This is a genomic window from Pseudaeromonas aegiceratis (assembly GCF_046254905.1).
GTDB lineage: Bacteria > Pseudomonadota > Gammaproteobacteria > Enterobacterales > Aeromonadaceae > Pseudaeromonas > Pseudaeromonas aegiceratis.
Map to the genome: position 1 here is coordinate 2,368,529 of NZ_CP158016.1, position 21,091 is coordinate 2,389,619.

Annotated in this window: 22 protein-coding genes and 11 tRNA genes; 4 read left to right on the top strand and 29 right to left on the bottom strand. The window is 58.5% G+C overall.

From position 1 onward, the window contains the following. Positions 1 to 413 precede the first annotated feature (413 nt). Both gap and ABHF91_RS11110 read left to right on the top strand, forming a co-directional pair. Positions 414 to 1,415, top strand: coding sequence for a type I glyceraldehyde-3-phosphate dehydrogenase (gene gap, locus ABHF91_RS11105; RefSeq protein ID WP_409420358.1), 1,002 nt, complete (start codon positions 414 to 416; stop codon positions 1,413 to 1,415). Between the two features lie 75 nt (positions 1,416 to 1,490). Then, positions 1,491 to 2,378, top strand: a complete 888-nt coding sequence (locus ABHF91_RS11110; protein WP_409420359.1) for a D-hexose-6-phosphate mutarotase — start codon at positions 1,491 to 1,493, stop codon at positions 2,376 to 2,378. A gap of 86 nt (positions 2,379 to 2,464) precedes the next feature. Here ABHF91_RS11110 and nadA read toward each other — a convergent pair whose 3' ends face one another. From nadA to ABHF91_RS11255, 29 genes are all read right to left on the bottom strand, one after another. Further along, positions 2,465 to 3,499, bottom strand: coding sequence for a quinolinate synthase NadA (nadA, locus tag ABHF91_RS11115; RefSeq protein ID WP_409420360.1), 1,035 nt, complete (start codon positions 3,497 to 3,499; stop codon positions 2,465 to 2,467). A 210-nt stretch (positions 3,500 to 3,709) separates the two neighbouring features. Continuing rightward, positions 3,710 to 3,785 (bottom strand) — tRNA-Lys (locus tag ABHF91_RS11120). An 8-nt stretch (positions 3,786 to 3,793) separates the two neighbouring features. Then, positions 3,794 to 3,869 (bottom strand) — tRNA-Val (locus ABHF91_RS11125). A 7-nt stretch (positions 3,870 to 3,876) separates the two neighbouring features. Further along, positions 3,877 to 3,952: transfer RNA gene (locus ABHF91_RS11130), tRNA-Lys, on the bottom strand. Between the two features lie 11 nt (positions 3,953 to 3,963). After that, a tRNA-Val gene (locus ABHF91_RS11135) sits at positions 3,964 to 4,039 on the bottom strand. Positions 4,040 to 4,047: 8 nt separating this feature from the next. Then, positions 4,048 to 4,123, bottom strand: a tRNA-Lys gene (locus ABHF91_RS11140). 12 nt (positions 4,124 to 4,135) lie between these two features. Then, positions 4,136 to 4,211, bottom strand: a tRNA-Val gene (locus ABHF91_RS11145). A gap of 8 nt (positions 4,212 to 4,219) precedes the next feature. Then, positions 4,220 to 4,295: transfer RNA gene (locus ABHF91_RS11150), tRNA-Lys, on the bottom strand. 12 nt (positions 4,296 to 4,307) lie between these two features. Then, a tRNA-Val gene (locus tag ABHF91_RS11155) sits at positions 4,308 to 4,383 on the bottom strand. A gap of 8 nt (positions 4,384 to 4,391) precedes the next feature. Then, positions 4,392 to 4,467: transfer RNA gene (locus ABHF91_RS11160), tRNA-Lys, on the bottom strand. A 12-nt stretch (positions 4,468 to 4,479) separates the two neighbouring features. Then, positions 4,480 to 4,555, bottom strand: a tRNA-Val gene (locus ABHF91_RS11165). Between the two features lie 5 nt (positions 4,556 to 4,560). Next, positions 4,561 to 4,636, bottom strand: a tRNA-Lys gene (locus tag ABHF91_RS11170). A gap of 148 nt (positions 4,637 to 4,784) precedes the next feature. Then, entirely contained in the window at positions 4,785 to 5,540 is a 756-nt protein-coding gene (ybgF, locus tag ABHF91_RS11175; protein ID WP_409423110.1) for a tol-pal system protein YbgF, read from the bottom strand. A gap of 13 nt (positions 5,541 to 5,553) precedes the next feature. Beyond that, positions 5,554 to 6,051, bottom strand: coding sequence for a peptidoglycan-associated lipoprotein Pal (pal, locus tag ABHF91_RS11180; protein WP_409420361.1), 498 nt, complete (start codon positions 6,049 to 6,051; stop codon positions 5,554 to 5,556). A gap of 28 nt (positions 6,052 to 6,079) precedes the next feature. Continuing rightward, complete coding sequence (gene tolB / locus ABHF91_RS11185) at positions 6,080 to 7,384, bottom strand: Tol-Pal system beta propeller repeat protein TolB (protein WP_409420362.1); 1,305 nt, start codon at positions 7,382 to 7,384, stop codon at positions 6,080 to 6,082. Positions 7,385 to 7,392: 8 nt separating this feature from the next. Then, on the bottom strand, positions 7,393 to 7,740 hold the full coding sequence (locus ABHF91_RS11190; RefSeq protein ID WP_409420363.1) for a cell envelope integrity TolA C-terminal domain-containing protein: 348 nt from the start codon (positions 7,738 to 7,740) through the stop codon (positions 7,393 to 7,395). Positions 7,741 to 7,752: 12 nt separating this feature from the next. Continuing rightward, on the bottom strand, positions 7,753 to 8,829 hold the full coding sequence (gene tolA, locus ABHF91_RS11195; protein ID WP_409420364.1) for a cell envelope integrity protein TolA: 1,077 nt from the start codon (positions 8,827 to 8,829) through the stop codon (positions 7,753 to 7,755). A gap of 15 nt (positions 8,830 to 8,844) precedes the next feature. Then, complete coding sequence (gene tolR, locus ABHF91_RS11200; protein ID WP_409420365.1) at positions 8,845 to 9,279, bottom strand: protein TolR; 435 nt, start codon at positions 9,277 to 9,279, stop codon at positions 8,845 to 8,847. Next, the gene (tolQ, locus tag ABHF91_RS11205) at positions 9,279 to 9,956 is read right to left on the bottom strand and encodes a protein TolQ (protein WP_409423111.1); all 678 of its coding nucleotides are present in this window, start codon (positions 9,954 to 9,956) and stop codon (positions 9,279 to 9,281) included. The genes tolR and tolQ overlap by 1 nt, the downstream gene beginning before the upstream one ends. A 1-nt stretch (position 9,957) precedes the next feature. Further along, positions 9,958 to 10,368, bottom strand: a complete 411-nt coding sequence (gene ybgC / locus ABHF91_RS11210; protein ID WP_409420366.1) for a tol-pal system-associated acyl-CoA thioesterase — start codon at positions 10,366 to 10,368, stop codon at positions 9,958 to 9,960. A 159-nt stretch (positions 10,369 to 10,527) separates the two neighbouring features. Beyond that, positions 10,528 to 10,635: a cytochrome bd-I oxidase subunit CydX gene (cydX, locus tag ABHF91_RS11215; protein WP_409420367.1), complete on the bottom strand. Its 108-nt coding sequence runs from the start codon at positions 10,633 to 10,635 to the stop codon at positions 10,528 to 10,530. 13 nt (positions 10,636 to 10,648) lie between these two features. Then, complete coding sequence (gene cydB / locus ABHF91_RS11220) at positions 10,649 to 11,788, bottom strand: cytochrome d ubiquinol oxidase subunit II (protein WP_409420368.1); 1,140 nt, start codon at positions 11,786 to 11,788, stop codon at positions 10,649 to 10,651. Between the two features lie 12 nt (positions 11,789 to 11,800). Then, positions 11,801 to 13,357: a cytochrome ubiquinol oxidase subunit I gene (locus tag ABHF91_RS11225; protein WP_409420369.1), complete on the bottom strand. Its 1,557-nt coding sequence runs from the start codon at positions 13,355 to 13,357 to the stop codon at positions 11,801 to 11,803. A gap of 459 nt (positions 13,358 to 13,816) precedes the next feature. After that, positions 13,817 to 14,827 carry a Holliday junction branch migration DNA helicase RuvB gene (gene ruvB, locus ABHF91_RS11230; protein WP_409420370.1) on the bottom strand — a complete coding sequence of 337 codons (1,011 nt, stop codon included), beginning with the start codon at positions 14,825 to 14,827 and terminating at the stop codon, positions 13,817 to 13,819. 9 nt (positions 14,828 to 14,836) lie between these two features. Further along, positions 14,837 to 15,445 carry a Holliday junction branch migration protein RuvA gene (gene ruvA / locus ABHF91_RS11235; RefSeq protein WP_409420371.1) on the bottom strand — a complete coding sequence of 203 codons (609 nt, stop codon included), beginning with the start codon at positions 15,443 to 15,445 and terminating at the stop codon, positions 14,837 to 14,839. A gap of 66 nt (positions 15,446 to 15,511) precedes the next feature. Further along, positions 15,512 to 16,042, bottom strand: a complete 531-nt coding sequence (ruvC, locus tag ABHF91_RS11240) for a crossover junction endodeoxyribonuclease RuvC (RefSeq protein WP_409420372.1) — start codon at positions 16,040 to 16,042, stop codon at positions 15,512 to 15,514. 137 nt (positions 16,043 to 16,179) lie between these two features. After that, positions 16,180 to 16,920, bottom strand: a complete 741-nt coding sequence (locus ABHF91_RS11245; protein ID WP_409420373.1) for a YebC/PmpR family DNA-binding transcriptional regulator — start codon at positions 16,918 to 16,920, stop codon at positions 16,180 to 16,182. A gap of 82 nt (positions 16,921 to 17,002) precedes the next feature. Further along, positions 17,003 to 18,778, bottom strand: coding sequence for an aspartate--tRNA ligase (gene aspS / locus ABHF91_RS11250; protein ID WP_409420374.1), 1,776 nt, complete (start codon positions 18,776 to 18,778; stop codon positions 17,003 to 17,005). A gap of 24 nt (positions 18,779 to 18,802) precedes the next feature. After that, positions 18,803 to 19,057 carry an FmdB family zinc ribbon protein gene (locus tag ABHF91_RS11255; protein ID WP_409420375.1) on the bottom strand — a complete coding sequence of 85 codons (255 nt, stop codon included), beginning with the start codon at positions 19,055 to 19,057 and terminating at the stop codon, positions 18,803 to 18,805. A gap of 215 nt (positions 19,058 to 19,272) precedes the next feature. Here ABHF91_RS11255 and cmoA point away from each other — a divergent pair, with 215 nt between their 5' ends. After that, positions 19,273 to 20,016 carry a carboxy-S-adenosyl-L-methionine synthase CmoA gene (gene cmoA / locus ABHF91_RS11260; RefSeq protein ID WP_409420376.1) on the top strand — a complete coding sequence of 248 codons (744 nt, stop codon included), beginning with the start codon at positions 19,273 to 19,275 and terminating at the stop codon, positions 20,014 to 20,016. Next, positions 20,009 to 20,998, top strand: coding sequence for a tRNA 5-methoxyuridine(34)/uridine 5-oxyacetic acid(34) synthase CmoB (cmoB, locus tag ABHF91_RS11265; RefSeq protein WP_409420377.1), 990 nt, complete (start codon positions 20,009 to 20,011; stop codon positions 20,996 to 20,998). Before cmoA ends, cmoB begins: the two co-directional genes overlap by 8 nt. The last annotated feature ends 93 nt before the right edge of the window (positions 20,999 to 21,091 follow it).

Consider the following 21,091-nt stretch of genomic DNA (forward strand, 5'->3'; position numbering starts at 1 on the left):
TGTCATTCCCGCTGTACTAAGCAATCTCTAGGTTTTAGGGCAGAGCTATGTTGTTCTATTTCTTCAAACCAAGGGCCCACCCCTTATGAGCAGGATGTAGCCGCTAGAGGATACGCCTCGGCGCGGGATTATCCCATAGAGAGGGCCGACTGAATGTGACGGTCAAGACACTCATGACAAGGGAAAACGGCTAACTGGTCAATAAATAACCCGCACCTGATAGAAAGTTGCTATTTCGTGACAGTGCCATTCCCACCGCCAAGCCTGTAATTTGTTATAGAAATAGAAAAAAACTTTCAGCCTATTTTATGACATATCGCAATAATGATCGGGAAGAAGGTTGACTCCCCCCTCGGTTCTAGTAAATTTACGGACGGAATTTTTCTGTTGAACAACAAACGTTGGGTACAACTATGACTATCAAAGTAGGTATTAACGGTTTTGGCCGTATCGGTCGTTTCGTATTCCGCGCCTCTTTCGAGCGCGCTGATCTGGGCATCGAAGTTGTGGGCATCAACGATCTGATCGACGTTGAGTACATGGCTTACATGCTGAAGTACGATTCAACCCACGGCCGCTTCAAGGGCACCGTTGAAGTTAAGGACGGCAACCTGGTTGTAAACGGCAAGACTGTACGCGTTACCGCTGAACGTGACCCGGCCAACCTGAAGTGGGATGCCATCGGTGTTGACGTTGTTGCCGAAGGTACCGGTCTGTTCCTGGATGACGCTACCGCTCGCAAGCACATCACTGCTGGCGCCAAGAAGGTTGTCATGACTGGCCCGTCCAAGGACGCTACCCCCATGTTCGTAATGGGTGTTAACCACACCGAATACGCTGGCCAAGACATCGTTTCCAACGCTTCTTGCACCACCAACTGTCTGGCCCCCATCGCCAAGGTTCTGAACGACACTTGGGGTATCGAGTCTGGCCTGATGACCACCGTTCACGCTACCACCGCTACCCAGAAGACCGTTGACGGTCCGTCCGGCAAGGACTGGCGCGGCGGCCGTGGCGCTGGCCAAAACATCATCCCCTCCTCTACCGGTGCTGCCAAGGCTGTTGGCGTGGTTATCCCGGAACTGAAGGGCAAGCTGACCGGTATGGCCTTCCGCGTGCCGACTCCGGACGTATCCGTAGTTGACCTGACCGTTAACCTGAAGAAGCCGGCTACCTACGCTGAAATCTGTGCCGCCATGAAGGCTGCCTCCGAAGGCGTCATGAAGGGTGTTCTGGGCTACACCGAAGACCAAGTTGTTTCCAACGACTTCGTCGGTGAAACCTGCACCTCCGTGTTTGATGCCAAGGCTGGTATCCAGCTGACCGACAACTTCGTTAAGGTTGTATCCTGGTACGACAACGAAATCGGCTACTCCAACAAGGTTCTGGAGCTGATCGCTCACATCTCCAAGTAATTGGAGCGCGAATAGCGATGCACAAAAGGCGGCCCCTGTGGCCGCCTTTTTCTTTTCATCCATGGAATATAAGAAATGATAGATATCGCATCCCTTACCCTACAGCGTCAACTCACCGGCACCGTACGGCAGGTACAACACGCCCAAGGCCTCCCCTGCCTGCTGATCCAACGCCCTGAATGCGAAGCCGTCGTCAGCCTGTATGGCGGCCACCTACTGCACTTTACCCCCAGGGGGCAGGCTCCCTGGCTCTGGTTGAGCCAAGATGCGCTGCTGGATGGCCAGCACGCCATCCGCGGTGGCATTCCGGTCTGCTGGCCCTGGTTTGGCCCGTCCCCAGAGCGAGTCGGAGCCGGTAAGCCGCAACATGGCTTCGCGCGGAATAAGACCTGGCAGCTGGATGGTATCAGTGAAGATGCCGACAGCACCCTGATCCATCTTAGTCTTTCCGATGATGCCGAGACCCTCGCCCTGTGGCCGTTCGCCTTTGAGCTGCAACTGGACATCAAGGTCGGTCGGGAGCTGACGCTGCAGCTGACCTGCTGCAACACGGGTGACCAACCCTTTACCTATTCTGGCGCCCTGCACACCTACTTCAATATCGCCGAGGTCAGCCAGGTCAGTCTGGCGGGACTGCCCCACAACTATCTGGACAAACTGGCCAACTTTGCCCCCGTCAATAGCGACCACTTTGCCCTGGACCGCGCCATGGACCGCGTCTATCTGCAAGAAGATGCACGTCTGTCACTGAGCACCGGCCATCAAACCCTGCAACTGGAACACAGACACAGCAATGCCAGCGTGGTCTGGAATCCCTGGCAGGAAGGGGCCGCCAAGATGGGCGACTTCGACGATGCCGGATGGCAGCACATGCTGTGTGTGGAGCCAGCCATCACGGAAGACGCCCCCATCACGGTACTCCCGGATGAAGAACACAGCCTAAGCGTCACCATGCGGGCCTAAAGCCGGCCGTAAACCAGCGGTTGGGAATGGACAGCAAAAAGCCGGCGATTGCCGGCTTTTTAGTTGAGTCCCCATGGCCACACCATTTAGCGCAGTGAGGCGGCAAACTCCAACATGCGGTTAAGGGGAATGAGCGCCTTCTGCCGCAACGCTTCCTCCACCAGGATCTCATGCCCTTCCCCCTCTTCCAACGCCGAGGTGATGGCCACCAGACCATTCATGGCCATCCAGGGGCAGTGGGCACAGCTACGGCAGGTGGCGCCGTCTCCCCCGGTGGGGGCCTCCACCATCACCTTGTCCGGACAGGCCTGCTGCATCTTGTAGAAGATGCCCCGATCCGTGGCCACGATCAGCCGTTGCTGCGGCAGGGACTGGGCCGCCTTGATCAGCTGGCTGGTGGAACCGACGGCATCGGCCATCTCGATGACGGCAGCCGGTGACTCAGGATGCACCAGCACGGCGGCGTCCGGGTATTGTGCCTTGAGCTGCTTGAGGGCCTTGGCCTTGAATTCGTCATGCACGATACAGGCCGCCTGCCAGCGCAGCATGTCCGCCCCCGTCTTGTTGGCAATGTAGGCCCCCAGATGCCGATCCGGCGCCCAGATGATAGGCTTGCCCAGGCCGTCCAGATATTCGATCAGCTCAACCGCGATGCTAGAGGTCACGATCCAATCCGCCCGCGCCTTGACCGCCACCGAGGTGTTGGCATAGACCACCACGGTATGCTCTGGATGGGCATCACAGAAGGCCGCAAACTCGTCGGCCGGACAACCCAGATCCAGGGAGCACTCGGCCTTCAGGGTTGGCATCAGCACCCGCTTCTCCGGGCTGAGGATCTTGGCCGTCTCCCCCATGAAGCGCACCCCCGCCACGATCAGCGTCTTGGCTGGGTGCTGCTTGCCAAACTTGGCCATCTCCAGCGAGTCCCCCACAAAGCCCCCCGTCGCCTCAGCCAGCGCTTGAATTTCCGGGTCTGTGTAGTAATGGGCGATCAGCACCGCATCACGCGCCTTAAGCAGCGCCTTGATCCTGGCCCGATAGTCGGCCTGTTGCTGCTCCGTCAAGGGTGCCGGTTTAGGCGGGAAGGGGTACTCCAGCTCGGCTACCGAAATTTGGCTCATCCGTTTGTTACCTCTCGCTCATCCAAGGTCGCGGGATTATACCCCCATCGACCAGCAAGCCCAAGAAGTCAGCCCGACAAGAGCAGTTCACTGGGGATACCACGCAAAGGAGATGACGGGGGCAAGAAGACCCCCTTGCCCGGTTACAGGGTTACCGACAAGGGAACGCGCGGTACTTGATACAAAAATGCCCGCAGCAGCGGGCAAATCTGGTGGGTCGTGCAGGATTCGAACCTGCGACCAATTGATTAAAAGTCAACTGCTCTACCAACTGAGCTAACGACCCTAGGGAGATGGTGGACGCTACAGGGATCGAACCTGTGACCCCCTCCTTGTAAGGGAGGTGCTCTCCCAGCTGAGCTAAGCGTCCGGGAAGATGGTGGGCTGTGAAGGGCTCGAACCTTCGACCAATTGATTAAGAGTCAACTGCTCTACCAACTGAGCTAACAGCCCAAAGAAAACTTTGGTGGACGCTACAGGGATCGAACCTGTGACCCCCTCCTTGTAAGGGAGGTGCTCTCCCAGCTGAGCTAAGCGTCCTGGGCATTTGGTGGGTCGTGAAGGGCTCGAACCTTCGACCAATTGATTAAGAGTCAACTGCTCTACCAACTGAGCTAACGACCCAAAGTAAAACTTTGGTGGACGCTACAGGGATCGAACCTGTGACCCCCTCCTTGTAAGGGAGGTGCTCTCCCAGCTGAGCTAAGCGTCCTGGGTATTTGGTGGGCTGTGAAGGGCTCGAACCTTCGACCAATTGATTAAGAGTCAACTGCTCTACCAACTGAGCTAACAGCCCAAAGTAAAACTTTGGTGGACGCTACAGGGATCGAACCTGTGACCCCCTCCTTGTAAGGGAGGTGCTCTCCCAGCTGAGCTAAGCGTCCTGGGCATTTGGTGGGTCGTGAAGGGCTCGAACCTTCGACCAATTGATTAAGAGTCAACTGCTCTACCAACTGAGCTAACGACCCAAAGTAAAACTTTGGTGGACGCTACAGGGATCGAACCTGTGACCCCCTCCTTGTAAGGGAGGTGCTCTCCCAGCTGAGCTAAGCGTCCTGGGCTGGTGGGTCGTGCAGGATTCGAACCTGCGACCAATTGATTAAAAGTCAACTGCTCTACCAACTGAGCTAACGACCCAACCCTCGTCTTCGGCGTCATCGCCTCCCGACGGCGGCCTATATTACGGATTTAGATACCTGACGCAACATATAATTTGTGTTTTTTTTCTGTTTGCTCAGGCTTCGAACAAAGGGCGTCACTTTCTTAATCAGTGACGCCAAACCGGTTATTTTCCGGACACTTCCTTCTGTGCCATCTGGGCAGCCGTACTGTCAGGGTACTGCTTGATCACCAGTTGGAAGAACTTGCCAGCCTTGGCCGAATCCCCTTCAGCCTTGCTGATCATCCCCAGTTTCAAGATGGCATCCGCACGCTTGCTGGAGTCCTTGTCTTTGGCCACCTGCAAGAAATGCGTGCGCGCCTGACCATTGTCCCCCTGCTTCATCAGCACCTGCCCAAGCCAATAGTGGGCATTGCTCTGGTAGCTGGAATTGGGGTACTGGGTGAGGAACTGATTGAGGGCTAGATTGCCCTTCTTGAAGTCCTGATCCTTGAGCACCAGGTTCACCGCACTCTCGTAGGCCTTCGCCTCATCGGCAGAGGGGGGCGCGGCTTTCTGAGCACTGGCTGCCGGCTCACTTGACGGACCGGAGACGGCCGTGCCGCCGCTATCGGTGGAGGGGGCATCGGCGGTCGATTTTGCCTTGTCGAGCTCCTCATACAAGGACTTTTGCCGTTCGACGGCTTGCTGCAGCTTGTAATTCGCTTCTTCAAGGTCACCACGCAGTTGGCGCACCTCATTACTCAGCGAATCCAGCTGCTGCTGCATCTCCACCTGAACCAGGTTACGGGAGTTGAGGGCGCGCTCAAGCCGGGCGACCCGCTCCTCGACAGAGCCATCGTCCGCCCACAGCGGATGCGACAGCCCCATAGAAAAAAGAGCGGCCATATAAATGGCCGCTTTTGTTCTGACGGTGTTCATCAACCGTTAGACCTTAGTATACCAGAACAGCGCGACGGTTCTTGGCGTAGGCGTCTTCGGAGTGACCGGCGTCAGCAGGCTTTTCTTCGCCGTAGCTAACAACGGACAGCTGGTATACGTCTACACCCAGGTTTTGCATGTACTTGGCAACAGCCTTAGCACGACGCTCGCCCAGGGAGATGTTGTATTCCGGAGTACCGCGTTCGTCGGTGTGACCTTCGATCAGAACCTTGATGGCGTTATGCTCTTTCAGGAACTCAGCGTGAGCTTGCAGCAGCTGTGCGTATTGGCCCTTGATTTCGTCCTTGTCGAAATCAAAGTAGACAGTGTTGTCTTGACGCAGGGCTTCGTACTTCTGACGCATCAGTTCGCTGTCGGACAGACCTTGGTCAGCCGGAGCAGTTTCAGCAGCAGTTTCAGTCTGAGCAGCGTTGTCGCTGGAGCTACAAGCAGCCAGAGTCAGCATGGGCATAGCTACCAGCAGGCTTTTCAGCAGGTCGTTGATTTGCATGTTTTTTCCTTGGTTTATTACTTTGGGGTTAATTCAAGAACGGTGACCAGGCTGGTGCACGCACCTCGCCTTGCGCTGAAGGAAGGTTCGCCTTGAAGCGGCCATCAGCAGAAACGAGCGCGAGTCCTTTCCGACCTTGGTAAACCGTGCTGTATATTATCATACTCCCATTAGGAGCAACACTGGGCGATTCATCCAGCGAGGTCTGAGTCAGCACATAGGTTGCGCCGGTTTCCAGATCCTGCCGAGCAATGCGATATTGCCCTTGAACACGGCTGACCACGATGAGATTTTTCCCATCAGGAGCAGGCGCCGCACTCAGATTCATATCGCCTTCCCAAGTCACTCGTTGGGTGTCGCCAGTGGACAAATTTACTCTATATATCTGGGGTTTGCCACCCCTCTCAGAACTAAAATAAAGTGATTGACCATCGGGACTCCAGCTGGGTTCTGTGTCGATGGCGTTGTTGTTTGTCACCCGGGTCAAGGCTCGGCTGGCAACGTCAATCAGATAGATCTCAGACTGGCCATCCTTAGACAAAACGACAGCCAAACGACGCCCATCTGGCGACCATTCCGGCGCCCCGTTGATCCCGGGATAAGACGAGATCAGGGTGCGAGCCTGAGTCATGATGTCCTGCACGAAAATAGAAGCCCGCTGCTTCTCGAAGCTGACATATGCCAGTTTACGGCCATCCGGTGACCAAGAGGGGGACATCAGGGGCTCTTTGGAGCGCAACAGCACCTTCTCGTTGTAGCCGTCGTAGTCGGCCACCATCAGTTGATAGGGATACGCTTGGCCTCGTTTGACACTAACGTAAGCAATCCGCGTCAGGAAGGCACCCCGATCACCGGTCAACTGTTCATAGACGATGTCGGAGATAAGGTGGGCATATTGCCGCAACTGCTTGGCCGGAACGACCTTGGCATCGGCCACCAGCACACCGCTGTTGCCCCCATTCCCCTTGAGGACATCCAGCAGCTCAAAACTGACCTTGTACTGACCGTCGCCAGCCGGCTCGATACTGCCGACCACCAAGGCCTCGACCCCCATGGAGGCCCACAGGGAATAGTTCACCTCGGCGCTCTGATTGGGTTGTTGCGGCATTTCATTCCGGTTCAGAGGGCTGAACTTACCACTACGCATCAGATCGGAACTGATCACGTTGGCGACATCTTCTGGCAGCGCCTGACCACCGTTCCACTTAAATTGCGGTACCGCCACAGGGCGCCCGCTATCAATACCCCCGGTCACCAGAATTTCCAGCTCCGCCAGTGCAGAGTGCGCCATCAGACACCAGGCGGCTAACACCCAAAATAGTTTCTTCATCATGGCCTGCTTCAAGGTTCTAACGTCAGATTAATCGATTGGATCTGTTCGGAAAGCTCTGCCGGCGGCAGAGGCAACTTTTTCATCTTTTTGAATCCGTTCAAGGAGGCGACACAGAGGCTGTTGTCACCGGCCGTTTGCGCCGCCGCCACCACCAAACCGTCCGGTTCCAGCCTGAGTTGCAACTCGCAGTGTTGGCCGGCCAGGCTGGCATCGGCCTGGAAATGTTTCTCCAAGGCCTTGCTCACCTTGCTGACATACTGCTGCATCAGCTGCTCGTCACGCTTGGCAGAATCGGTTGCTGCCAGTGCACCACTGCTCAGTAACAAAATCGCCATCCAACCGGTCGTGTTTTTCATCCTTGCTTGCTCCTACCGTCCTGGTCTAAGGGTCAAGGACATCTCCTTGGCCTGGTCATACAGGTTCTTCGGCGGTGCCGGGAACTTTTGCAGCTTGTTGATCGCAGCAATGGAGGCACGACACACGGCCGCATCGCCACTCCCGCTGGAGGTACTGATCACCAAGCCATCCGGCGCCATCTTCACCTTGAGTACGCACTCCTTGCCAAACATGGTCTGATCCACCAGCCAATAACGCTGAATGGTGGCAACGATCAGCCCAGTGTACTCGTCGAGCGGACCGCCGGCGCCCGCCGGGCCAGGCTTGTTCCCCGGGCCATCCAGCTCGTCGAAGAGTTCATCTTCCAGCTGTTTGGACTCCGAGGCACGTCGCTTGCGCTCGGCTTCGGCTTTCTTGGCCGCTTCTTCTTTTTTCTTGCGCTCGGCGTCGGCCTTCTTCTGCTGCTCCTGCTTCCGCTTGAGCTCCTCGGCCTTCTTCTGCGCGTCTTCTTGTTTCTTCTTCTCGGCAGCCTGCTTCTTCAGCTCTTCTTGCTTCTTCAGCTCTTCTTGCTTCTTCAGCTCTTGCTGCTTTTTGAGCTCTTCTTGCTTCTTCAGCTCTTCTTGCTTCTTCTGCTCTTCCTGCTTCTTCAGCTCTGCCTGCTTTTTAAGCTCTTCTTGTTTCTTGAGCTCCTCGGCTTTCTTGCGCTCTTCTTCCTTCTTCTTCTCCAAGGCTACCTTTTTCTCGGCCTCGACTCGTTGCCGCTCTGCTTCTTTTTTGCGCTCGGCCTCAAGTTTGACCTTTTTCGCCTCGGCCTCCTGCCGCAGATGTAAGGTTTCCGCCTCTTTTTGCTGACGTTGCGCCTCTTGAGCGGTTCGCTCGGCCTCTTGCTTCTGCTGCTCGGCCTGCTTGGCCTCTTCCTTCTGCTGTTTGACGAACTCTGTGTGCTGCTTAAATTCCAACTGGTCAATGACCACGGCATGCACAACGCCACCGCCGCCACCTGCCGGACGCTTGGGTTTATCCAGATTCCATTTCAAGATGAAGGCCAAAATCAGCAAACAGTGCAGCAGCAAAGAAATGAACAGCGGGCCCTTCATGCCTCGTTTCACGGCACTTTCTCCCGGTTATTTCTTGTTGGCCGGCGGTTCTGTCATCAGCCCGACCGACGGCACCCCGGCTTCTTTTAGCGCGGCCATCAACTGGACTACTGACTCATACGGGACCTTGGCATCCCCCTGCACCACCACGGGGGCATCGGGATGGATCCGCAGGTACTGAGCAACCTGCCCGGCCAAGTCCACCAGATCCATGGCTTCCTTGTGGCTATCGCCGATATCGAGGAAATAGCGACCAGTAGAGTCGACCGAGGCCACCACAGGCGTCGTCATATCTTCAGACAGCGGCTGGGAATCGGCCTGGGGTAGATCCACCGTCACCCCCTGCATGATCACCGGCGCCGTAGCCATAAAGATGATGAGCAACACCAGCATGACGTCGATATAAGGCACCACGTTGATTTCGGCCACCGCCCGCTTCTTCGAGCGTTGATGAACTTGCATCAGTGATCACCTTGCTTGCCGGCGATCTGCCGATTGAGGATGGTAGAAAACTCGTCCATGAAGTTGATATAGCTGCTTTCGAGCTTCTCAACCTTGGTGCTGAAACGGTTAAAAGCCACCACTGCCGGGATGGCGGCAAACAGACCCATGGCGGTGGCGATCAACGCCTCGGCGATAGGCGGAGCCACCATGGACAGGGTGGCATTCTTCACCGCCGCCAAGGCGACGAAGGCATGCATGATGCCCCAAACGGTACCGAACAGACCCACATAGGGACTGATGGAACCTATGGTCGCCAAGGTCGGCAGGTGGGCTTCCAGATCCTCCACCTCGCGGGACAGGGATACCCGCATGGACCGATAGGTACCGTCCATCACCATCTCCTGGCTGCGGATACCGCTGTTGTGCAGGCGGGCGAACTCCTTGAAACCGGAATAAAACACCAGTTCCACGCCCAGCAGATCGTCGCGGCGTGCGGAGCACTCCTGATACAGACGATTGAGATCGATGCCAGACCAGAAACGCTCCTCAAACTGTTCTGCCACGAACCGCGCCTCGCGCAGGGCCCGGGTGCGCTGCACTATGATGGTCCAGGATGCAATCGACATCCCGAGCAAGATCAGCATGACGATTTGGACCAGCGGGCTGGCGTCGAGGATCAGCCGGGTAAACGACAAGTCAGCGGGTTGCACTGCGTAAGACTCCGTAAATGGGTTCAGGAATGGGCGTGGGTTTCATTTGTTGCAGGTTGACACAGGCGATGGTGACTTGGCCACTGATCAGGGGGCGCCCCTCCACATCCAGGATCTGTTGGTGGAAAACGAGGGAGGCTCGCTTAAGCGTCGCCAGTCGGCAAGCGACTCGGATCTGGTCGTTGAAACGGGCCGGGGCATGGTAATCCACCGTGACGGCGCGCACGACAAAGGCGATGCCCTCGGCCAGCCAGCCATCTTGTTCAACCCCCAGTGACCGAAGCCACTCCGTTCGGCATCTTTCCATAAATTTCAGATAGTTGGCGTAATAAACCACGCCACCCGCATCCGTGTCTTCGTAATAGATGCGCACCGGAATTTCAAACTCAGCCGTCACCGTTTTGCCTGTTGTCCCTGCATGAATAACGGTCGCTACTATACCCCAGCTAACAGGGGGAAAGAAGCTGTGACCCTGCGCATTTTATTATGGTCAACCCCTTGCTTTTGCCGAAAAAAAAAGCCATCGCAATCGGATGGCTTTTTGATGATTAAAGACTTAATCGAGTCTTCTGTCCATGTTCTCAGTGTGTTCTAACCACAAGGCATTAATGATGCCAAAAGAACAGGCCAGCAAGAGCCCCAGGATCCAGGTGAAATACCACATCTCATCTCTCCTCTTAGTAGACTGAGTGCTTGTTGGCTTCAACAAACTCGCCACTGACCCGACCAAACATCTTGTAGTAGGTCCAGATGGTGTAGCTCAGCACGATGGGCACAAAAATCACGGCGGCGTAGAACATGACACTCAAGGTGCGGTGTGACGAGGTCGCATCCCAGACGGTCAGGCTATGGGCCGGCTGCAGACTGGACGGCATGATGAAGGGGAACATGGAGAACCCAGCCGTCAGTATGATACCGGCGATGGCCAGGGAGGAGGTCAGGAACGCCAGCCCCCCCTTCTCCAGCTTGGCCAGCACAGCCGTCAGCAACGCCATGACGATACCCAGGATCGGCGCCGCCATCATCCAAGGGTAGAGGTCATAGTTGCGCATCCAGGCACCCGCCTCCACCGCCACTTCCTTATGCAGCGGGTTGGACAGGCCTGCCGTACCGGCGAACTTCACCAGGCTGTAGCCATCGATCCCCTTGGCGACCCAGACACCGGCCAGCACAAACAGCACGGCAGTCAGCAGGGCAAACAGACTGGCCGCGCGGCTGGTGCGACGGTGCAGCGCCCCTTCGGTTTTCATCATCAGCCAGACCGCACCCTGGGTCAGGATCATGAACAGGCTGACAAAGCCGGCCAGCAGACCAAACGGATTGAGCAGGCCGAAGAAGTTGCCTTCATAGGTGGAACGCATGAAGGCGTCCATGGTGAAGGGCACCCCTTGCAACAGGTTGCCAAAGGCCACGCCAAACACCACGGGGGGCACGAAACCACCGATGAACAGACACCAGTCCCAGGTGTTGCGCCAGCGTGGGCTCTCCAACTTGGAGCGGTAATCAAACCCCACAGGCCGGAAAAACAAGGCCATCAGGGTCAATACCATGGCCACATAGAAGCCGGAGAAGGCGGTGGCATAGACCATGGGCCAGGCGGCGAAGATGGCACCACCGGCGGTGATCAACCACACCTGGTTGCCGTCCCAGTGGGGCGCTATGGTGTTGATCATCACCCGCCGTTCTGTGTCGTTCTTACCCAGGATGGGGAGCAAGGCCCCCACCCCCATGTCAAAGCCATCGGTCACGGCAAAGCCGATCAGCAGGACCCCGACCAGGACCCACCAGATGACACGCAAAACTTCGTAATCCAACATGCTGCGTCTCCCTTAAGCGCTCAGTTGCTCAAAGTGGTACTTGCCGGTCTTCAGGCTGCTGGGGCCACGGCGCGCAAACTTGAACATCAGGTACATTTCCACCACCAGCAGTACCGTATAGAAGGCACAGATACCTATGAGGGAGAACCACAGGTTCCCCGCACTCAGGGTGGAGGTGGACATGAAGGTGGGCAACACCTCGGCGATGGTCCAGGGTTGACGACCGAATTCGGCCACCATCCAGCCACATTCGATGGCGATCCAGGGCAAGGGAATGCCCCACAAGAGCGCCTTGTGCAGCCACTTGCGGTCACCGATCCGGTGACGGGTACTGTCATAGAAGGCCACCGCGATCAGCAGCAGCATCAACATGCCGGCTCCCACCATGGCGCGGAAGGTCCAGAACAGAGGCGCCACCGGTGGAATGCTGTCTTTCACCGCCTGCTGGATCTGCGCCTCGTCGGCGTCCACCACATTGGGTGCATAACGCTTGAGCAGCAGACCATAGCCCAGATCGGACTTCACCTGCTCGAACTGGCTACGCAGTTCATCGGACTTGTCGCCGGCTTGCAGCTGCTGCAGCAGCGCATAGGCCTGCATACCGTTGCGGATACGCCCCTCGTGCTCCTTCATCAGATCCTTGAGACCGGTGACCTCTCCATCCAGGGAGCGAGTGGCGACGATACCCATCATATAGGGGATCTCTACCGCAAACTTGGTCTCCTGGGCCTCCTGGCTGGGCAGACCAAACAGGGTGAACGGCGCCGGCGCCGGATGGGTTTCCCATTGCGATTCAATGGCGGCCAGCTTGGCCTTCTGCACATCCCCCAGCTCATAGCCAGACTCATCCCCCAGCACGATGACGGAGAGGATGGACGCCATACCAAAGGCGGCGGCAATGGCGAAGGAACGGCGGGCAAAGGGTACATCCCGCTTCATCAGCAGATAGTAGGAGGAGATCCCCAGCACAAACATGGCACCACAGGTGTAACCCGCCGCCACAGTGTGCACGAACTTCACCTGTGCCACGGGGCTGAAGATCAGATCCGCGAAGCTGACCATCTCCATGCGCATGGTTTCATAGTTGAACTCAGAACCGGTGGGGAACTGCATCCAGCCGTTGGCCACCAGGATCCACAGGGCAGAGAGGTTGGTACCTATGGCCATCAGCCAGGTGGAGGCCAGGTGCTGTACCTTGCTCATCCGATCCCAGCCGAAGAAGAACATGCCGACGAAGGTGGACTCCAGGAAGAAGGCCATCAGGCCTTCTATGGCCAAGGGCGCGCCGAAGATGTCGCCCACATAGTGGGAGTAGTAGGACCAGTTAGTACCGAACTGGAACTCCATGGTCAGCCCTGTGGTTACCCCCAAGGCGAAGTTGATGCCGAACAGCTTACCCCAGAACTTGGTCATGTCCTTGTAGATAGGGTTGTTGGTCATCACATAGACGGATTCCATGATCGCCAGGATGAAGGTCATCCCGATCGTCAAGGGTACGAACAAAAAGTGATAGAGGGCTGTCGCGGCAAACTGGATCCGCGACAGATCGACCACAAGTTCATTAATCATGATGTTTCCTCACCGATTTCGACGATTCGGCGCCACCCAGCCGGGCCGAGCCAATCCTTAGCAGAAGACCATGCGATAAATGCTTAAAAGGCTGCCTTTGGGCAACCTCCTAACATAGCGCGATCAAATGCAACAAAATTACAACAGTTGAAGCAGAAACCTGTATTAAACATGAATGTTTATACCACTTCAGGCACCAAACTGGCAACAAGCCTGAACCTAAGCTAAACCATTGGCGCACCCCTGAATTTTGCGTCCCTTCAACAGCATATGCCAGCTGTAGCGGCCATTTTTATCTATCTTGTGTGACAGTCGGATGTTTTTTGCGCAGAGCTCTGTTATCGACACCCCGACCAGCGGCCAAGAAAGTCGGCAACATGCCCATATAAAAAGAAAGCTTATCTGAAAAAATAAAACAGAATTGTTCGCAATTGTGATCTGGCGCAGCCGACGGCAGGCTCACGCCTCGCCGTCACGCTGCAGACCGAAATGCTGGTAGGCACGGGCGGTGGCAATCCGGCCGCGGGGGGTACGTTGCAAGAAGCCCTGCTGGATAAGAAACGGCTCCAGCACATCTTCGATGGTCTCTTTTTCTTCGCCGATGGCCGCCGCCAAGTTGTCCAGCCCCACGGGTCCGCCCATAAACTTGTCGATAATGGCCAGCAACAGCTTGCGATCCATGAAGTCGAAGCCCTGGTGATCCACATCCAGCATATCCAACGCCTGGGAGGCAACCAAATCACCGATGTGCCCATCGGCCTTGATCTCGGCGTAGTCCCGCACCCGGCGCAGCAGGCGGTTGGCGATCCGTGGCGTACCACGGGCGCGCCGGGCGATCTCGAATGCCCCCGCCTCATCCATGGACAGCCCAAGGCAACGGGCGCTGCGCAACACTATGTCAGCCAAATCCGCAACCTGATAAAACTCAAGCCGCTGGACGATGCCGAACCGATCCCGCAGCGGCGAGGTCAGGGAGCCGGCCCGGGTGGTGGCACCGATCAGGGTGAAGGGCGGCAGCTCCAGCTTGATGGAGCGGGCCGCCGGCCCCTCACCTATCATGATGTCCAGCTGATAATCCTCCATCGCGGGATAGAGCACCTCCTCCACCACCGGGCTCAGGCGATGGATCTCATCGATGAACAGCACATCGTTGGCTTCCAGGTTGGTGAGCATGGCCGCCAGATCACCCGCCTTCTCCAGCACTGGGCCCGAGGTGGTCTTGATGTTGACCCCCATCTCGTTGGCCACGATATTGGCCAGGGTGGTCTTGCCGAGACCGGGCGGGCCGAAGATCAGCAGGTGGTCCAGGGCTTCGCCGCGCCGCTTGGCGGCCGCGATGAAGAGCTCCATCTGATCACGGACCGGATCCTGACCGCGGTAATCCGCCAGCAGCTTGGGACGAATGGCCCTATCCAGCCACTCCTCTTCCTGTTTGGCCGCCGGGGCCAGCAGACGATCGGCTTCGATCATGAGAACTCCTTAGACCAGGCTGCGCAGGGCATCGCGGATGAGGTTTTCCACCGACATCTCGGGTTTGGCCACCTTGCTCACCACCTGAGACGCCTGGGCAGGTTTGTAGCCCAGGGCGATGAGGGCTGCCACCGCCTCATCTTCGTTGTTGCTGCCAGCAGGCGTATCCAGCGGGGCCGCATCGGTATAGGGGGTGAACAGGGCACCCTCCCCCCAGCCCTTCAAGCGATCCCGCATCTCGATGACCAGGCGCTCAGCGGTCTTCTTGCCCACCCCGGGCAGCTTGATGAGACTGCCGATCTCTTCCCGCTCCACCGCCTGGACAAACTGCTTGGCGGACATGCCGGAGAGAATGGCCAGCGCCAGCTTGGGACCGACACCGTTGGCCTTGAGCAGCTCACGGAACAGGCTGCGCTCCTGCTTATGGTTGAAGCCGTAGAGCAGCTGGGCATCCTCTCGCACCACGAAGTGGGTAAACAGGGTCACCGGTTGGCCCACCGCCGGCAGTTCGTAGAAACAGGTCATGGGCAGCTGCAGCTCATAGCCCACGCCCCCGACATCCAGCAGGATCTCCGGTGGTTGCTTCTCTACTATGATGCCGCTCAGACGCCCTATCATGCGTTGTCTCTCCCCGGGATTAGTTGCCGGCTAGCATAATAAATAACTGTATCTATATCCAGATCTTCAACGCCAGCGGCCACCCCGGCTGCCGGTGACCTGGTTGCCCCGCCCCGCGGCGCTGATCAGGCTCTGCAGGGTATGGGCATGGCAGAGGGCCACCGCCAGGGCGTCCGCCGCATCCGCCTGAGGCGTGCCGGGCAATTTCAGCAGCTGGGTCACCATGTGCTGCACCTGGGTCTTCTCGGCACCGCCGCCCCCCACCACCGCCAGCTTCACCTGGCGGGCACTGTATTCGGCCACCTCCAGCCCCTGATTGACCGCCGCGACGATGGCGCTGCCGCGGGCCTGGCCCAGCTTGAGGGCCGAGTCCGGATTGCGGGCCAGAAACACCTGCTCGATGGCAAAGCGCTCCGGGCGAAACTGGGTGATGATCTCGCTCACCCCGTCATAGATCTGCTTGAGTTTGGGGGCCAGGCTCTCGCCGCTGGTGCGGATACAGCCTGAGCCCAGATACTCCACCCGGCTACCCTGGGCACGGATCACTCCGTAGCCGGTGATCCGGGAGCCCGGATCTATGCCCAAAATAATGCTCATCTCACCACCTCGATTGGCATCACCTTATCACCCTACCCAACGGCACGATAAAAAAGGGAGCCGCAGCTCCCTCTTTATTGCTCATTGCCTAGCTGGCGGCCAAGCCGACAAGATCTGCGGCAGGCCACCGCCTGGCATTACAGACCGGCGGCCACTTCGTCGGAGATGGCACCGTTGTGGTACACCTCCTGGACGTCGTCCAGGTCTTCCAGCATGTCGATGAGACGCAGCAGCTTGGGCGCAGTCTCGGCATCCAGATCGGCCTCGGTGGAGGCAATCATGGTGACGGAGGCGCTCTCGGGCTTGAGGCCGGCCGCTTCCAGGGCATCCAGCACGGTACCGAAATCGTTGGGGGTGGTGTACACCTCGATGGAACCATCGGTGTCGGCCACCACGTCATCGGCACCGGCTTCAATCGCCAGCTCCATGAGCTGATCCTCATCCCCTTCGGCGAAGGCGATCAGGCCCTTCTTGGTGAACAGGTAGGAGACGGAGCCATCGGTCCCCAGGTTGCCACCGCACTTGCTGAAGGCGTGACGCACTTCGGACACGGTACGGTTACGGTTGTCGGTCATGCACTCCACCATGACGGCGGTACCGGCCGGACCGTAGCCTTCGTAGATGATGGTTTCCAGTTCGGCCCCATCACCACCGCCGGCGCCACGCTGGATGGCGCGGTTGATGGTGTCGCGGGTCATGTTGTTGGACAGCGCCTCGGCCACCGCGGCCCGCAGGCGCGGGTTGGCGGATGGATCCGGATCGCCGATACGGGCTGAGGTGGTGATCTCACGGATCAGCTTGGTGAAAATCTTGCCCCGCTTGGCGTCCTGTGCCGCCTTGCGGTGTTTGATGTTGGCCCACTTACTATGACCTGCCATGACTCTGTTCTCCGTAGTTTTGTCTCTGGCGCGCTCGTGCGCGCCGTAAAATTGGGTCGGCCGAGATCTGGCCGCTTCTGCCTTATTCCGCCGGGGCTTTTTCCACCGGCACGGTGCGGATCGCCAGCTCCTGCAGCGCCGCCTCGTTGGCCAGGCTGGGGGCATCCGTCATCAGACAGGCCGCCGCCGTGGTCTTGGGGAAGGCGATGACATCGCGAATGTTGTCGGTGCCGGTCAACAGCATGGTCAGACGGTCCAGGCCGAAGGCCAGGCCGGCATGGGGCGGCGTACCGAACTTGAGGGCATCCAGCAAGAAGCCGAACTTCTCCTGCTGCTGGGCTTCATCGATCCCCAGGATGGTGAAGACAGCCTGCTGCATGGGGTTCTGGTGAATACGCACGGAACCGCCGCCCACCTCGTAGCCGTTGATCACCATGTCATAGGCATTGGCATAAGCCGCCAGGGGATCGGCCTTGAGCTGCTCGGCGCTCAGGTTGCTGGGGGCGGTGAAGGGGTGGTGCATGGCGGTCAGGCCGCCTTCGCCATCCTCTTCGAACATGGGGAAGTCGATGACCCACAGGGGCTTCCAGCACTTCTGCACCAGGTCCAGATCCCGGGCCACCTTGAGGCGCAGGGCGCCCATGGCGTCCGCCACCACCTTGGCCTTGTCGGCACCGAAGAACAGGATATCGCCGTCGGCGGCGCCGGTGCGGCGCAGGATCTCGGTGATGATGTCGTCATTCAAGAACTTAGCCACCGGGGATTGCACCCCGTCGGCCCCCTTGGCGGCCTCGTTGACCTTCATCCAGGCCAGCCCCTTGGCGCCATAGATGGAGACAAACTTGGTGTATTCGTCGATCTGCTTGCGGGAGAGCTGGGCACCACCGGGCACCTTGAGGGCGGCCACCCGGCCCTTGGCATCGTTGGCGGGACCGGCGAACACGGCAAACTCCACCTGCTTGAGCAGATCCGCCACGTCGACGAGTTCCATGGGTACCCGCAGATCCGGCTTGTCGGAGCCGTAGCGGCGCATGGCCTCGTCGAAGGTCATCACAGGGAAATCCCCCAGATCCACCCCGGCCACCTCCTGCCACAGACCGCGGATCAGGGTTTCCATCTTCTCCCGCACCTGCTCGGCGCTCATGAAGGAGGTCTCCACGTCGATCTGGGTGAATTCCGGCTGACGGTCGGCCCGCAGGTCTTCGTCACGGAAGCACTTGACGATCTGGTAGTAACGATCGAAGCCAGACATCATCAGCAGCTGCTTGAACAGCTGGGGGGATTGCGGCAGGGCGTAGAACTTGCCCTTGTGCACCCGGCTGGGCACCAGGTAGTCCCGCGCCCCTTCCGGCGTGGCCTTGGTGAGCATGGGGGTTTCGATGTCTAGGAAGCCTTCGGAATCCATGAAGCGGCGCACGAAGCTGGTGATGCGGGCACGGGTCTTGAGTACCTGGGCCATCTCGGGGCGGCGCAAGTCCAAGTAACGGTACTTCAGACGCTGCTCTTCGCTGTTGTTCTGGTTGAAGTCCAGCGGCAACGGCTCGGCGCGGTTGATGATGGTCAGCTCATGGCCGAACACCTCCACCGCCCCGGTGGCCATATCGGCATTGACCTGGGAGGCGGGACGGGCCCGCACCACCCCGGTAACCTGGATGCAGAACTCGTTGCGCAGCTCGTAGGCCAGGTCGAAGGCGGCCTGCTTGTCCGGATCGAAGAACACCTGGACTATGCCTTCGCGATCCCGCATGTCGATGAAGATCAGGCCCCCCAGATCCCGGCGGCGATGAACCCAGCCGCACAGGATGACGGTTTGCTCGACGTGACTGGCATTGACCTGCCCGCAATAGATGGTGCGCATGGTGTATTCCTTAAAATGCTTCGATTAGTCGCCGACCGGACAGCCAGCGCATCCCCCCTGACCACCGCACTCGGGGGCAGCCAGGTTTTTCTTGGGGCCTGATTTAAAATCGGTCTCGTACCAGCCGCTGCCCTTGAGGCGAAAACCCGGTACGGAGATCAGCTTGCTCAGTGCCTCGGCCGCACAGGACGGGCAGGTGCGCAACGGGGCATCGGAAAGTTTCTGCAACTTGGCAACCTGATGGCCGCACTGCTGACATTGGTATTCGAAGATCGGCATGGTGGCGAAATGAAAATCCGGAAAACAGGTTGAACGTCAAAAAGGCCCGCATTATAGGCTAAAAGCGGCGCTTTGATAACACCCGCCCCATCGGCCTTGGCAAGGCCCAGCGGCCATCACATTTTTCGCCCACCGGCGGGCAATTCTGCTACCATGCCGCCAGTTTCTGACGGCTTGTTCAACCCGTCTCGTTTCGGCTTCGAGTTTTATCCAGCATGCAGCATAAAGACCAGCTTTTTGCCGCCCCCTTGGCACAACTGGGCGACTTCTGTTTTGACGACAGGGTAGCCGCAGTGTTCCCCGACATGATCCAGCGCTCGGTGCCGGGTTACAGCAACATCCTCTCCGCCATCGGCATGATGACGGAGCGCTTCGCCCAACCTAACAGCCGGCTCTACGATCTCGGCTGCTCCCTGGGGGCCGCCACCTTGATGATGCGCCGTCACCTGACGGCGCCGGGTTGCCGGATCATCGGCGTCGATAACTCCGCCGCCATGGTGAGCCGTTGCCGGGATCAGCTGGCCGCCTTTCGCTCCGAGGTGCCGGTGGAGATCCTGCAGGCCGACATCTGCCAGGTGCCCATTGAAGATGCCTCCGTGGTGGTGCTCAACTTCACCCTGCAGTTCGTCGCCCCCGAGGAGCGCCTGGCGCTGCTGAGCCGCATCCATGCCGGCATGCGCCCCGGTGGCGTGCTGATCCTGAGCGAGAAATTCCGCTTCGAAGACGCACCGGTCAACGACCTGCTCATCGATCTGCACCTGGACTTCAAGCGGGCCAATGGCTACAGCGAGCTGGAGATCAGCCAGAAACGCACCCTGCTGGAGAACGTGCTGCGCGCCGACAGCGTGGCCCAGCACAAGGCGCGGCTGGCCGAGGCCGGCTTCGCCCACGGCGAGCTGTGGTTCCAGTGCTTCAACTTTGGCTCTCTGGTAGCCATCAAGGCAGCCAAAGATGATTGATTTTGCCAGCTTCTACCAACTGATCGCCAAGGGCCCGCTGAGCCACTGGCTCAACACCCTGCCCGCCCAGCTGCACGCCTGGCAACACGAACAGGCCCACGGCGATCTGCCTCGCTGGCAACGGGTGCTGGCCAAGCTGGCCGGCTACCAGGCGAAGCACATCAACCTTGGCGATCGGGTCGAGCTGGGGCTGGCGGAGGAGCTGAGCGCCGGCGAACGGGCCAAGCTCGAAAATCTGCTGCAGCACCTTCATCCCTGGCGCAAAGGCCCCTATCAGCTGTTCGGCATCCATGTGGATACCGAGTGGCGCTCCGACTGGAAGTGGGAACGGGTCAAGCCCCATCTCTCCCCCCTGGCCGGTCGGCGCATCCTGGATGTGGGCTGCGGCAACGGCTATCACCTGTGGCGCATGCTGGGGGAAGGGGCCGAGCTGGCGGTGGGCATAGATCCGGCGGCGCTGTTCCTGTGCCAGTTTGCCGCCATCAAGCAGCTGGCCGGCCAGGATCCCCGCATCCATCTATTGCCCCTGGGAATAGAGGCCCTGCCGGCCCTCAATGCCTTCGACACCGTCTTCTCCATGGGGGTGCTCTACCACAGACGCTCCCCCATCGATCACCTGCTGCAGCTGAAGGATCAACTGCGCGACGGCGGCGAGCTGGTGCTGGAGACCCTGGTGGTGGACGGCGGTCCCAACGAGGTGCTGGTGCCATCGGATCGCTATGCCCAGATGCGTAACGTCTGGTTCCTCCCCAGCAGCGCGGCCCTGTGCCTCTGGCTGGAAAAATGTGGATTCGAAGAAGTCCGAGTGGTGGATGAATGTGTCACCACGCTGGAGGAGCAACGCAGCACCCCCTGGATGCGCAATGACTCCCTCGTGGATTTCCTTGACCCCAATAATCGAAGCCTTACACTTGAGGGGTATCCGGCCCCTAAACGGGCCGTCATCTTGGCGACCAAGCGAACGGACTCCCAAGGCCTTTAGCCCCCCTCGGCTGAGTTCTTATTTGTTGTAAACCTGAAATGGTAATATTGACGAACTCTATGAACAGCGCACTCTTGACTGCCTCAACCCTGC

Excerpts from the sequence above, each read along its gene's own strand:
- gap (WP_409420358.1), top strand. The coding sequence starts at position 414 with ATGACTATCAAAGTAGGTATTAACGGTTTTGGCCGTATCGGTCGTTTC.
- ABHF91_RS11110 (WP_409420359.1), top strand. The coding sequence starts at position 1,491 with ATGATAGATATCGCATCCCTTACCCTACAGCGTCAACTCACCGGCACC.
- nadA (WP_409420360.1), bottom strand. The coding sequence starts at position 3,499 with ATGAGCCAAATTTCGGTAGCCGAGCTGGAGTACCCCTTCCCGCCTAAA.
- ybgF (WP_409423110.1), bottom strand. The coding sequence starts at position 5,540 with ATGAACACCGTCAGAACAAAAGCGGCCATTTATATGGCCGCTCTTTTT.
- pal (WP_409420361.1), bottom strand. The coding sequence starts at position 6,051 with ATGCAAATCAACGACCTGCTGAAAAGCCTGCTGGTAGCTATGCCCATG.
- tolB (WP_409420362.1), bottom strand. The coding sequence starts at position 7,384 with ATGATGAAGAAACTATTTTGGGTGTTAGCCGCCTGGTGTCTGATGGCG.
- ABHF91_RS11190 (WP_409420363.1), bottom strand. The coding sequence starts at position 7,740 with ATGAAAAACACGACCGGTTGGATGGCGATTTTGTTACTGAGCAGTGGT.
- tolR (WP_409420365.1), bottom strand. The coding sequence starts at position 9,279 with ATGCAAGTTCATCAACGCTCGAAGAAGCGGGCGGTGGCCGAAATCAAC.
- cydX (WP_409420367.1), bottom strand. The coding sequence starts at position 10,635 with ATGTGGTATTTCACCTGGATCCTGGGGCTCTTGCTGGCCTGTTCTTTT.
- cydB (WP_409420368.1), bottom strand. The coding sequence starts at position 11,788 with ATGTTGGATTACGAAGTTTTGCGTGTCATCTGGTGGGTCCTGGTCGGG.
- ABHF91_RS11225 (WP_409420369.1), bottom strand. The coding sequence starts at position 13,357 with ATGATTAATGAACTTGTGGTCGATCTGTCGCGGATCCAGTTTGCCGCG.
- ruvB (WP_409420370.1), bottom strand. The coding sequence starts at position 14,827 with ATGATCGAAGCCGATCGTCTGCTGGCCCCGGCGGCCAAACAGGAAGAG.
- ruvA (WP_409420371.1), bottom strand. The coding sequence starts at position 15,445 with ATGATAGGGCGTCTGAGCGGCATCATAGTAGAGAAGCAACCACCGGAG.
- ruvC (WP_409420372.1), bottom strand. The coding sequence starts at position 16,042 with ATGAGCATTATTTTGGGCATAGATCCGGGCTCCCGGATCACCGGCTAC.
- ABHF91_RS11245 (WP_409420373.1), bottom strand. The coding sequence starts at position 16,920 with ATGGCAGGTCATAGTAAGTGGGCCAACATCAAACACCGCAAGGCGGCA.
- aspS (WP_409420374.1), bottom strand. The coding sequence starts at position 18,778 with ATGCGCACCATCTATTGCGGGCAGGTCAATGCCAGTCACGTCGAGCAA.
- ABHF91_RS11255 (WP_409420375.1), bottom strand. The coding sequence starts at position 19,057 with ATGCCGATCTTCGAATACCAATGTCAGCAGTGCGGCCATCAGGTTGCC.
- cmoA (WP_409420376.1), top strand. The coding sequence starts at position 19,273 with ATGCAGCATAAAGACCAGCTTTTTGCCGCCCCCTTGGCACAACTGGGC.
- cmoB (WP_409420377.1), top strand. The coding sequence starts at position 20,009 with ATGATTGATTTTGCCAGCTTCTACCAACTGATCGCCAAGGGCCCGCTG.